Genomic DNA, 12519 nt, shown 5'->3' with positions numbered 1-12519 from the left:
TTTATTGACGAGGCTTGTCTCTTGTATCAACGTCGTGATTTTTACCGCCATGCACGCTATGTGCATGGCTGGCTCTCTGCATTTGCTTTCATCGTACTGATTTTTTTTGCTGCAACAGGATTGCTACTCAATAACCCAGATTGGTTTAAATCATCCAATGATGAGCAAATCGTAAAACTCACTTTGCCAACTGCTTTTGTGAGTGCTATCCAAAAACAAGAGAATCCAACTCAGGCGATTCTGGATTTTGTTCGCGACAAGCAGCCACTGATTGGACGTTATAAAAGCAGCGAAGTGATTGATGGGGAAGTGATGATCCGTTTGGAGAGTCCAGCAGGTTCAACAGATCTCTGGGTGTTGATGGATCAAGGCGAAGTCGAAATTACCCAAAAACCAGCAACTACCGTTTCATTGCTCAATGATCTGCATCGCGGTAAAAATGTCGGTGCAACATGGCATTGGCTCATTGATATCAGTGCGATCATTATTATTTTATTGTCCTTGGCGGGCTATATTTTATTTCTCACCATTAAAACCCGTTTAATTACGCATTTGCTGCTCACCGCAGCTAGTTTAGCGGCAATTATTTTACTCATTTGGTTTGCCATTTAAGGTGACATCATGACTCAGGCTGTGCTGATCGTTATTGCTATATTGGCAATATTATTGAGTCTGCATCTTTTTGTGATTGTATGGCTATATTGGCAGCAAAGAAATTCAAAATCATCACCGCAATCGTATCCTGCTTATTTGGTGGTCTATGCCAGTCAGTCTGGACATGCCGAAATCTGGGCGAGGCATACGGCTGAGCAATTGCGTTTAGTTGATGATCAGATTGTGGTCAGAAATATTCAAGATCTGAGTATCCATGATTTAACTGAGCAACAGCGAATTCTATGGGTGGTCAGTACCTATGGTGAAGGAGATGCACCGGATAGTGCACAATCTTTTATCAATAAAGCTTTTACTCAAGGCTTGGATTTATCCCATTTATCTTTTGCAATATTGGCTTTGGGGGATCGACGCTATGCTAACTTCTGTCAGTTCGGGCAGAGATTAGAACAATGGTTAGTTCAACAACAGGCACATGCTCTATTTGATACAGTGTTGGTAGACCAACTGAATAGCCGTGATTTGGAACAATGGTTGAGTGGTTTAGAACAACTGACCTCAATGCAATTCAGCGACTTGCCAAGCTCACAACAGATGTTGCAATTAAAATTTGCTCATCGGCAGTGTTTAAATAAAGGTAGTATCGGCGAGCCTATTTATAAAGTTCAATTGATTGGTGATGAGGACTTGGTTTGGTCATCAGGTGATATTTTAGAGATCCAATGCGAAAACAATCTGGATGATATTGAGGCTTTTTTGCAATCACAGCAACAGCAGGTTACTTCTGCTTTGGCGACTCAATTAAGTACCCTGAATTTAAGAAAATTGCCGCCGCAAGCAGAGCAATCTTTTGAACTGTGGATGGCCCAATTTGAGTACTTACCCAAGCGTGAATATTCCATTGCCAGTTTGGCTGAAAATGGTTTTATTGAGTTGGTGGTGAGGCAACAACATACGGAAACAGGTCTGGGTTTAGGTTCTGGCTGGCTGACACAAGGCTTACAGCAAGACCAAATCTTACAAGCTCATATTCGTCATAATCCAAGTTTTCATTTGCCGCATGATGCGAGGCCTTTGATCTTGATTGGCAATGGTACGGGGATTGCGGGTTTACTGGCGCATTTACGTCAGAGAGAGCATTGGGGTTATAAACAAAACTGGCTGATTTTTGGTGAACGACAGCAGCAATTTGATCATCTTTATCAGACTGAAATTCACTATTGGCAGCAACATGGTTTTCTTGATCAAGTCGATTATGCATTTTCTCGCGATCAAGTTGAGAAAGTCTATGTGCAAGATTGTTTAAGAGGCCAATCAACTCGATTACTGACTTGGGTGGCACAGGGCGCAGCAATTTATATCTGCGGTAGCCTTAAGGGAATGGCGGGTGGCGTTGATCAAGCCTTAAAAGAGATTTTAGGTCTTGATTTGGTGGAGCAACTCAAACAGGAACAACGCTATCAACGCGATGTGTATTAATCGGATTCAGCTAAAACCAGTGCTTTAATCTTGCTGGCTTTCTCAAAATGATCCAGTTGATGTCGCATAATCCACCACTCAGCAGCCTCCATGAGAAGTTCTGGATTATCATTTTTATTGGCAAAGAAAGCATAAAATGAAAGTCCTACATTGCTGCCTTTTTTGGTAATTTTTTCATCGCAAATCTGTAGGATTTTAGCTTTTAATTCGGTTCTCATCTTGAGTTCTAAGTGGCTAATCAGAATTGGGTGCAGATCATAGCATCCTAAACATACGCGATTGCCATCATTTAGTTTTAATATTTATTTTGAAATTAAAAAAGTCAGCTTGAGATAAGCTGACTTTCGATGCTTCAATCATTTTAAAGCGCAAGAAAATTAGAATTTTTTCTCAAGGCTAAACTGTAATGATGGGATACTTTCATTGGTTCTCGCCTGATATAAGCTGCCATCGGTTTGGTTGGTAAGGCGTTCCTTATAATTGGTACTCAAGACATTATTGAGATTAAGACTTGCTGCCCAACCATGGCTAAAGCGTTTGGTTGCACTTAAATCTAGACTAAAACGTTCATTGGTGGTGCGATCATAGGGCTGGCCATCTAAGGTACGGCTAAATTCAGGCGTGTAACTGACGTTCACGCTGGTCGATAATTGCCAAGGCTTATAACTATAAGACATACCTGCACTGGCATTATAGGGTGCGACATCACTGACCAAACGTTCATTATGTTGTCCATCTTCAATCTTGGCGCGAATCGTTGACACTTGCCCGTTGAGCATAAACGCGTGTCCAGCTTCAGTTTGTTTTAAAGCATAACGTCCTGAGAATTCAACACCATAAGTGGTTGCTTGGTCTTGGTTTTGTGGGCGCTCTACATAACGTGTGCCTTCAAGTGCAATGACTTTTTCAATGTAGTCTTTAATTTCGCGATGATACGCCGTGACACTCACACCACCACTCGCAGAATCATAGGCAAGGGTGGATTCAGCTGCACGGATTTTTTCAGGTTTTAAATTAGGATTACCACCACGATCAGGATTATTCAAGCTACCTGCATCGCTATCGGTAGAGACAGTCACATTCGGAATCAGCCGATCTGTATTCGGACTTTTAAATGCTTGGCTCAAGTTGGTTTGAATTGACCATTGCTCAGTGAGATCAAAACGATAAGCCAAAACTGGACTTAAATGTTGATCTTGATAATCAACCAAGCCTGAACGATTAAGCCATTCTTGACGCGCACCTAAAGTCACGGTTTGGCGGTCTGTAAAACGCCAGCTACCCTCACCATAAACAGCATAGCGTTGTTCATCCAGACTTTTGCTGACATTACTATCGAGTTCATTACTACGAGTATCAAAACCAAATTTAATCTGACGGTCTTTATCTAATTTACGAACGCCATCATAGGCAAGACCGTACTCATTTACCGTTTCATCGGTATAGATTGTATTTTGTGGCGAGCGTGTGAGCTGTGTTTCCGTTTGACGTTCAACAGACAAGCGGATTTTATCACTCAGGTCTTTGTCTTTACGTTCATAACGCGTGTTTAAGCGAATACTATCATTCTTGTCATCTTGAGTTTGATTAGATGAATAACCATCCATTTTGATATTTCGGTAGAATAATTCTGCAATCAACTTTTGTTGATCATCGAGATCGTATTGTAAACGAGGGGAGAACATCTGCATGGTACGGTTGGTGGTACGAAGTTGTTCGCGTGTTCCCGTTGCTGTTTCAGTTTTGGTGATTGACGTGTTGTCCATCCACATCTGATTGGCTGAAACGCTATATGACCACTGGTTTTCACGACCGTCTGCTTGAATGTTGATTTGCTTGCGTTCAGATTGTTGTTCACCGCTATCACGCAATCCATAGCCGAGTTTGACTGAGCCATTTAAACGGGTATCTAGAGGCTCTTTTAAAATAATGTTAATTACCGCTGAAGATGCAACAGAGGCTTGAGCAACACTTGGTTGCTTGATCACTTCGATCCGTTCAATCATTTCTGGAGTAATGGTGTCAATAACTGACATACCACCACGTGGGCCACCTTGTACAGGCTCACCATTGAGCAAAAATGTGGGTGCACCACCACCACGGAAACGCATGCCTGAAGCACCGCCGCCACCGCGAGGACCTTGACCAAAAGCAGGGATTTGAAAACCAGCAGCGCGTCGTAAAGCATCCATCACAGACTGGTCGCCATATTGCAGCATTTCTTCTTGGGTAATAATGGTTTTAGGTACAGCACTAATATCATCATCTTTTACTTTTTTGGGTTCGGCCGAAGCCTTGAATGAGAGAGTAGGCAAAACCTGAGGACTTGACTCGGACGCTGCGGGTGTAGAACTCTCGGTAGCTGGTTCGGCAGCGAACATTGAAGCACTTATACTGAGTAATGCTGAGCTAAGCACACTGAGTTTTCCACAATAAACAGCATATTTCATTCTAGAACCCCAAAAAATGATCAAATTATTTTCTGTGTAGCCTAATGTACAATTGTGTAGAAAAATGGAATTTAGTGCCGATAACTCAAAGATTTAAAAATATTTTTATCATTAACCAGCTTAATAGAAAAAATAGCTCAAATTCTAAATGAACAATAAATAAGCTTTGAATTTTAAAAATAGTGTAAAAGTTGGTGAAAATGAGAATGATTTTTATTAAAATTGTAGTGTTTTTTTATTTTTAATATTTTTTTAATTTTTGTCTGAGTTTTTTTGAGAAATTTTATGAGTTCTTTACCTTTGAATATGCATCACAAGCCTATTTTTAAATTTAGCTTGTTAACCATGATGCTGTTGCAAGCACAGTATGCTTTTGCCAATGAGGTAGCGGCACCAACAGCAGTGATGCCAACCATTAAAATTGAAGCGATGAGCGAGCTTGATCCAATCAAAAGTTATATTGATTATGATCAGGCAAGTGTGACGCGTAATGGTCTTAAGAAAAAAGATATCCCACAGACTGTCGATACAATTGATGTGCAAAAATATAAAATTTATGGGGCAAATGATCTCAGTGTCATGCTACAGGGGACACCTGGCGTTACAACGACATATGATACGCGTGGCGATGGTATTATGATTCGTGGATTTAGTGCAGATACTAGTGATATTTATCGTAATGGTGTACGTGAAGGGGGACAAGTACGCCGTAGTACTGCCAATGTAGAACGCATCGAGATTTTAAAAGGTCCTGCATCTGTACTTTATGGTCGTGGTGCAGGCGGTGGTGTTGTGAATATGGTGACTAAGTTTGCCAATTTTGATTCAAAAAGCTCTGTTGGTGTTTATGGCGGATCTTATGAGAATATTGGTGGTACTTTAGATATCAATCAAGTCGTGAATGATAATTGGGCTGTACGTTTAGTTGGTGAGAAGTCAGATACGAATAGTTTCCGTTCAGGTATTGGTGCTAAGCAATCTATGTTTTCACCAAGTGTGACTTATCGTAGTGATGATGAAAAACTACTTTGGACTACAGAATACACCTACGATAAATTAGATCGTATTCCAGATCGTGGACCATCATTTTCGGTATTAAGTCGTTTCCCTGAAAATATCTTGAGAGAAACAGGTTTTGCAACCTCATCGGATTTTATTGTTGATGAATTACAAACAGTGCGTACTGATTTAAAGTATGAGTTTGCACCTGATTGGAAGTTCCATTGGGCATTAAGTTATCGACAAGCTAATCAAGACTTTGATAACTTCTTTGGGGGGAGTTATTGTACTGACAATGTGAAAGGCTGCAAACCAGGTTACATCAAGCAATCATATGCTTGGCAAGAAACCATGAACAAAACGACAACTAACACCTTTGATATTACAGGTAAGTTTAATACAGGGAAATTAGAGCACCAAGTGATGGTAGGTGCTGACTGGTCACATGAAGACAGAGAACCTAAGTTGGGTAACTATTCAAGTGGAGATAGTGCTGGGCTCTATTATCAATTAATCAATCCATATAATACAAAAGATTATCAAACCTCTTTTGATCGTAGTCTTGGTCGACCAAATGCAACTTCTTATACTCACCAAAACAATGATAGCCTAGCGTTCTTCGTACAAGATTTAATTTCATTAACCCCAACGTTAAAAATGATGCTTGGTGCTCGTTATGATCAATATGAAGTGAAAACACAGGATACTTTAATTGGTTCAAAAACATATGGACAATCTGTCTCTATGGATTCAGAGACATTTAGTCCAAATGTCGGTTTTGTTTGGCAACCGATTGACAGTCAAAGTTTCTACACATCATATAGTAAGAGTTTTGCACCATTTGGCGGTAGTGCAGGGGTTTCACCATTTACGAATGGTACAGTTGATTTGAGAATGGTAAATGCTGAACCTCAATATAACGAGCAATACGAAATTGGTGTTAAAAGTGATTGGCTCAATGATCGTTTGAACACGCAGTTCTCTGTATTTGATATCCGTAAGAAAAATATTCGCTATCGTCCCGATCCTGACAATCGACCTTTTGATTATGTAATTGGTGGTGAACATCAGTCAAAAGGAGCTGAATTTAGCTTTATTGGTCGTGTACTTGATAATGTATTTATTCGTGGTGGTTATGGATATACAGATGCAAAAGTGAAAGATGATAAAGAGAAGTCAGCAAATACAGGTCATTATTTAGCGAATGTAGCGAAAAATACAGGTAATTTATTTATCCGCTATTTACCCGTAGAAAATATCTATACCGAGGTTGGTGCGACCTATAATGGTTCTCTATATACAAATATTACAAATGCACCAGATACAAAACTTGATGGATGGACACGTCTAGATGCAGCTGTGGGGTATAAAGGAGAGCATTGGGGAGCTACTTTAGCAGTGAGCAATCTTACAGATAAAGTATATTGGCGCTCAAATACAATGCCAGGCACACCACGCAACTTCTTGGTGCGTTTGAACTATCAGTTCTAACCCCTAAAAAGCGTCAATGTAAAGATGAGCACTTTTACTTAGGTAAAAGTGCTTTTTTGTTTTACGTACTGAAAATGAAGCTTTTTTCTATTTTAAAGATGTAAGTTTAATCTATCTTATTGAATTATATAAAATGTCATTGCTAAAAAAACTGGAATATTCTAATATTTGATTGAGTGAAAATTAAGCAAAAAACTTATTGGAATAACTATATAATTGTGATGTGGTTATCATTTGTGATTTTGATATGCGTTTTTGTTCTCCTTTTCAGTCTTTTTTGTTAGCATTAAAGAAAACTTTATAATAGAGATAATAATAATGAAGATTAAAATTGCGATTGTCTTGGCTTTCTCTATATTTATTTTGGGTTATGTGGCTTATGTCGACGCCCAAGCAAAGAAACGTCAAGAATTGATGAAAATTGTTCAAGATGCTGAAAACAGCTTGAATACGATACAGCACAATCCGCATACGCATTTGTCCTCCTATCAGCGTAGTAACTAGTGCTTTTAGGGTTATACAGTATGGCATATTGCTCCAATCATCCAAGATTGGGCATCAAATGCGCTTTTTTTGTCTTGTGGTACTCAAGTTTTGAATAGAATCTGTTAAAATATTTACCATTAAATAAAAAGCTGCATGTTGATATGCGGCTTTTTACGTTTTGATATCGGAATCGAATTTATACATATCCTCGTGTAACAAGTGCAAAGCTGGCATATAGATTGCTTTTAGCCTTGTATACCTTTTTGTGTACATTCAAAAAAGATTGCAAACACAAACGTATAGATTTCACATTCTACGATCTTAGATTTCAACAGGTGCTATGTTATGACAACGCCTAATGCTTCGGCTGGTTTGTTAGAACGCTTATTTAAGTTGAGCGAGAACAAAACCAACTTTAGAACGGAAGTTCTAGCAGGTGTAACTACATTTTTAACGATGTGTTACATCATCATTGTAAACCCACTCATTCTCTCTGAAACTGGCATGGATCATGGTGCTGTTTTTGTTGCAACCTGTTTGGCTGCGGCAATTGGGTGTTTGGTCATGGGGATTATTGCGAACTACCCAATCGCACTTGCACCTGGTATGGGCTTAAATGCTTATTTTACCTATTCCGTCTGTTTAGGTATGGGCGTACCTTGGCAAACTGCTCTCGCTGCAGTTTTTGTGTCAGGTTTGGTATTCCTTGCGATTAGCTTCTTTAAAATTCGTGAAGCGATTGTCAATGCGATTCCAATGTCACTTAAGTTTGCAATTGGCGGTGGTATTGGTTTATTCCTCGCATTAATTGCACTTAAAAATGCAGGCATTATTGTTGATAATCCAGCGACTTTGGTGGGCCTAGGCGATATCAAGCAACCTACAGTATTGTTGGCATTGTTCGGCTTTTTAATGATTGTAGTTTTGCATCAGTTTAAAGTACGTGGTGCGATCATTCTCAGTATTTTGGTTGTGACTGGGATTGCAACTGCAATGGGCTTAAATGAGTTTAAGGGCGTTGTTGGTCAAGTTCCTTCTTTAGCACCAACTTTTATGCAAATGGACTTTGAAGGTCTATTTACTGCCAGTATGGTCGGGGTGATTTTCGTCTTCTTTATTGTCGATTTATTTGATAGTACAGGGACTTTGGTGGGTGTGTCGCATCGTGCAGGTCTGCTTCAAGATGGTAAATTACCACGCTTGAAAAAAGCACTATTCGCAGATTCAACTGCAATTGTAGCGGGTGCTGCTTTAGGTACATCGTCAACTACACCTTATATTGAATCAGCTTCTGGTGTTGCGGCAGGTGGACGTACGGGTTTAACCGCAGTCGTTGTTGCATTCTTATTCATTGGTTGTTTGTTCTTGGCGCCATTGGCTCAATCTGTTCCAGGTTTTGCAACAGCACCTGCATTGTTATTCATTGGTGTGTTGATGATTCAAGGGATCACACATATCGATTGGGATGATATTACTGAAGCTGTTCCTGCATTTTTAACTATCGTGTTTATGCCATTTACCTATTCAATTGCAGATGGTATCGCGATGGGCTTTATCAGTTATGCATTGGTGAAATTACTGACAGGAAAAGCAAAGACAGTTCCTTATATGGTCTGGATTATTGCGGCACTGTGGGTATTCAAGTTTGTTGCATTTGGCGGCTAAGCTAATTCTTTTATCATTTTCTTCTTGAGCTGTATGTGTTTGCAGCTCATTGTGAAGAGAGCCTAAAGGGGCGTTATTTCGATAACACCCTTTTTTCTTTAGACGTGGAGTTAATATGAATCAAATCGAGCTGATTCGTGCTTTACCCAAAGCCGAATTGCATGTGCATATTGAAGGGACTTTTGAACCAGAACTGATGTTTGCAATTGCACAGCGTAATCAGATTCAGATTCCTTATCAATCGGTTGAAGAAGTGAAGCAAGCCTATAACTTCCATAATCTTCAATCTTTTCTAGATATTTATTATGCAGGCGCGAATGTGCTGGTGCATGAGCAAGATTTCTATGATCTTGCTTGGGCATATTTTGAAAAATGTGCTGAAGACCGTGTGGTACATACCGAAATGTTCTTCGATCCGCAAACGCATACTGAGCGTGGGGTTGAGTTTGCAACTGTATTGGCTGGTTTGAAACGTGCCTGTACAGATGCGCAAGAAAAGCTGGGAATTAGTTCTCAGTTGATCATGTGTTTCTTGCGTCATTTAAGCGAAGAAAAAGCATTTGAAACACTTGAGCAAGCATTGCCATTCAAAGATGACATTATTGCGATCGGTTTAGACTCAAGTGAAGTTGGACATCCACCAGCGAAATTTGAGCGTGTATTTGCTAAAGCCCGTGAAGCTGGTTTCTTGATCGTGGCACATGCGGGTGAAGAAGGTCCACCAGAGTATATCTGGGAAGCTTTAGACTTGTTAAAAGTAAACCGTATTGATCATGGTGTGCGTTCTGAAGAAGATGAACGCTTAATGGGGCGTTTAATCGCTGAGAAAATGCCTTTAACAGTTTGTCCTTTAAGTAACTTAAAGCTTTGTGTTGTAAAAGACATGGCTGAGCACAACATCCGCCGTTTATTGCAGCAGGGCGTACATGTTACTGTGAACTCAGATGATCCTTCATATTTCGGTGGTTATATGAATGATAACTTTGTGGCGATTCAGCAAGCTTTAGATTTAAGCAATGATGAATTAAAGCAACTGGCAATCAATTCTTTTGAAGCTTCATTCATTTCGGATGAAGAAAAGCAAAAGTGGATTGCAGAAGTGAAAAAGATCTAATTAAAAAAAACCGCGTAAAGCGGTTTTTTTTAGTCTCAAAATTATTTGGGTTGGCGCAACATGCTGAGCAAGACATTATCTTTATCAATTAGGTGATGTTTAATTGCAGCCAAAGCATGTCCAGCCACGAGTAGGCCAGCGAACCATGAAAGATAAATATGTAGCGGTTTAACAATTGCTAGTAATTCTGGATTGTCTTGTACTAAGCGTGGAATTTCGAATAAATATAAAACTGGTGCAGGGTGTCCAGCACTCCAACTAAATAAGCAGCCAGTAATTGGCAGCGCTAATAGCATTAAATAAAGGAATAAATGACCAACATGCGCCAACATTTTCATTGTTGGTGACATGGTGTCTGGTAACTCTGGTGCAGGGTGGGTATAGCGCCAAAAAATACGGATAACCACTAAGAAAATAATAGTGGTGGCTATATTTTTATGTAGGGTAATCACAGTTCCCTTGAAGCTACCATCGACGTCATAGCTGAGAAAGTTGCCACTGTAAAAGCCAATCAGCCAAGCAGCGATAAAAATTGCAGCCATGAGCCAATGTATAACTTGTGCCGTACGCGTGTAATATTGTGCTGAGGTTGGCATTGCAACATCCTGGCTTTGTTATAGATAGATTTTTTAATTCTAGTTAGCGCTTTTTATTTCGCATATATCGGAAGTGTAACGGAGCGTTTTATGTGTAGAACGTTCAGAGTTATCTAAATCATTTATCATTGTTTAATTATGTAAAGATGAAGCTGAGTCATATCATAAAAGGTGTCATTTAGGCACAATACGCCTGCCAAAATTTAGATATAGGATAGAAATTATGAAAAAGTTGGTACTTATTGTTGCCCCTGTTGTTTTAGCTTTAACAGGTTGTGTTACCCCAGATGGAAATAACTCAATGGGTACAACTTCACAGCAGTTAGGTATGGCAGCATTAAAAGTTGCTGTAAATGCAAAATGTATTAATGAAATTAATACGCTGCCAGCATGGAAAACGGCTACACGTGTAATGACAGCTGAACAGCGTGAAAATATCCAAACTGAAGTTTGTGGCTGTGTCAGTGAAAAAGCACCAAACAGCGTAACAGGCGTTGAATTAGCAACAGCTGCAATTGATCCAACAGCACGTGCGACGATTGTGACTCAAGTGGTTTCTCAAACTGTAAATGCTTGTGTAGCTGAAACATTCAAGAAAGCAGGTTAAATAAGATAAGGCTGAGTCATCAGCCTTTAGAGATTTTTTATGAGAGTTGCTGGTGTAGATGAGGCAGGGCGCGGACCTTTGGTGGGTTCTGTCGTTGCTGCTGCAGTTATTTTGGATCCGAACAATCCGATTGAGGGTTTAAACGATTCTAAAAAACTGACTGAAAAAAAACGGGAAAAACTGTTTTTAGAGATTCAGGAAAAAGCTTTGGCTTGGTCGATTGCCGAAGCAACACATGCTGAAATCGATGAGTTTAATATTTTACAAGCGACTTTCCTTGCGATGCGTCGTGCAGTTGAGGCATTGAATACTCAGCCTGTAAAAGTAATTGTTGATGGTAATCAGATTCCAAAGGGCATCACTATTCCTTGTGAAGCAATTGTTGGTGGCGATGCTAGCCATGCAGAGATTAGTGCTGCCAGTATTTTGGCGAAAGTTACACGTGATCGGCAAATGTATGAGTTGGATCAGCAATACCCTGATTATGGTTTTGCTAAACATAAGGGATATCCAACCAAAGCACATTTTGAGGCAATTGCGGCCCATGGTGTAATTGATCAACACCGTCGTAGCTATGGACCAGTAAAGAAAGCTTTGGGTCTATAAAAACAATTAAAGCGACTAAGAATAGTCGCTTTAATTTTTGGAGAAGAATACTGGGTATTAACGATTGAAGTTATTATTTCGAGGAAAATCGTTATTATCTTCTTCAAAAGAATGTTGAAAATCTTGATCAAGATGTTGCAGATGCTCATGCATGGCACGTTCATGTTGGATACGTTGGTAAATTTCCTCACGATGCACAGAAACTTCTTTTGGAGCATTTACACCAATACGCACCTGATTGCCTTTTACGCCAAGCACAGTAACACTGACTTGATCCCCAATCATTAATGTTTCTCCGACACGACGGGTCAGAATCAGCATGTTTATCTCCTTGCTAAACGCTTAAACTTGCGACAGGGAATTCATTGTTCGAAAGCACAGCTTAATATACAGAAAATTCTAACAGAAATATGT

General features: G+C 39.7%; 12 protein-coding genes. 8 read left to right on the top strand and 4 right to left on the bottom strand.

All coding sequences use genetic code 11. From position 1 onward, the window contains the following. Positions 1-21: 21 nt before the first annotated feature. Both FPL17_RS07840 and FPL17_RS07835 read left to right on the top strand, forming a co-directional pair. The gene (locus FPL17_RS07840; RefSeq protein WP_159884340.1) at positions 22-612 is read left to right on the top strand and encodes a PepSY-associated TM helix domain-containing protein; all 591 of its coding nucleotides are present in this window, start codon (positions 22-24) and stop codon (positions 610-612) included. Positions 613-621: 9 nt separating this feature from the next. Beyond that, positions 622-2091, top strand: coding sequence for a sulfite reductase subunit alpha (locus tag FPL17_RS07835; RefSeq protein WP_159884338.1), 1470 nt, complete (start codon positions 622-624; stop codon positions 2089-2091). On the opposite strand, the gene FPL17_RS07830 is transcribed toward FPL17_RS07835, so the two are convergent. Both FPL17_RS07830 and FPL17_RS07825 read right to left on the bottom strand, forming a co-directional pair. Next, entirely contained in the window at positions 2088-2309 is a 222-nt protein-coding gene (locus FPL17_RS07830; protein ID WP_005189826.1) for a DUF6500 family protein, read from the bottom strand. The genes FPL17_RS07835 and FPL17_RS07830 overlap by 4 nt on opposite strands. 159 nt (positions 2310-2468) lie before the next feature. Next, positions 2469-4541: a TonB-dependent receptor plug domain-containing protein gene (locus FPL17_RS07825; RefSeq protein WP_159884336.1), complete on the bottom strand. Its 2073-nt coding sequence runs from the start codon at positions 4539-4541 to the stop codon at positions 2469-2471. A 285-nt stretch (positions 4542-4826) separates the two neighbouring features. On the opposite strand from FPL17_RS07825, the gene FPL17_RS07820 reads away from it, so the two are divergent. The 4 genes from FPL17_RS07820 (at position 4827) to FPL17_RS07805 (ending at position 10296) form a co-directional block, all read left to right on the top strand. Beyond that, a complete protein-coding gene (locus FPL17_RS07820) occupies positions 4827-7031 on the top strand; it encodes a TonB-dependent receptor (RefSeq protein WP_159884334.1) in 2205 nt (734 codons plus the stop codon). A 318-nt stretch (positions 7032-7349) separates the two neighbouring features. Further along, positions 7350-7535: a hypothetical protein gene (locus tag FPL17_RS07815; RefSeq protein ID WP_005151956.1), complete on the top strand. Its 186-nt coding sequence runs from the start codon at positions 7350-7352 to the stop codon at positions 7533-7535. A 327-nt stretch (positions 7536-7862) separates the two neighbouring features. Next, the gene (locus tag FPL17_RS07810; protein WP_005189822.1) at positions 7863-9182 is read left to right on the top strand and encodes an NCS2 family permease; all 1320 of its coding nucleotides are present in this window, start codon (positions 7863-7865) and stop codon (positions 9180-9182) included. A gap of 115 nt (positions 9183-9297) precedes the next feature. Then, the gene (locus FPL17_RS07805) at positions 9298-10296 is read left to right on the top strand and encodes an adenosine deaminase (protein WP_159884332.1); all 999 of its coding nucleotides are present in this window, start codon (positions 9298-9300) and stop codon (positions 10294-10296) included. A 41-nt stretch (positions 10297-10337) separates the two neighbouring features. Here FPL17_RS07805 and FPL17_RS07800 read toward each other — a convergent pair whose 3' ends face one another. After that, positions 10338-10892, bottom strand: coding sequence for a cytochrome b (locus tag FPL17_RS07800; protein WP_005189816.1), 555 nt, complete (start codon positions 10890-10892; stop codon positions 10338-10340). A gap of 223 nt (positions 10893-11115) precedes the next feature. Between FPL17_RS07800 and FPL17_RS07795 the strand changes: the two genes are divergently transcribed. Both FPL17_RS07795 and rnhB read left to right on the top strand, forming a co-directional pair. Then, on the top strand, positions 11116-11499 hold the full coding sequence (locus FPL17_RS07795; RefSeq protein WP_005189814.1) for a hypothetical protein: 384 nt from the start codon (positions 11116-11118) through the stop codon (positions 11497-11499). Positions 11500-11538: 39 nt separating this feature from the next. Next, complete coding sequence (rnhB, locus tag FPL17_RS07790) at positions 11539-12105, top strand: ribonuclease HII (protein WP_005211625.1); 567 nt, start codon at positions 11539-11541, stop codon at positions 12103-12105. Between the two features lie 57 nt (positions 12106-12162). Here rnhB and csrA read toward each other — a convergent pair whose 3' ends face one another. Then, a complete protein-coding gene (csrA, locus tag FPL17_RS07785; protein WP_005151969.1) occupies positions 12163-12426 on the bottom strand; it encodes a carbon storage regulator CsrA in 264 nt (87 codons plus the stop codon). Positions 12427-12519: the final 93 nt, after the last annotated feature.

This window comes from Acinetobacter dispersus (assembly GCF_009884975.1).
In the GTDB taxonomy this organism is placed as follows: domain Bacteria; phylum Pseudomonadota; class Gammaproteobacteria; order Pseudomonadales; family Moraxellaceae; genus Acinetobacter; species Acinetobacter dispersus.
This window is presented reverse-complemented; position numbering and strand designations above follow the sequence as displayed.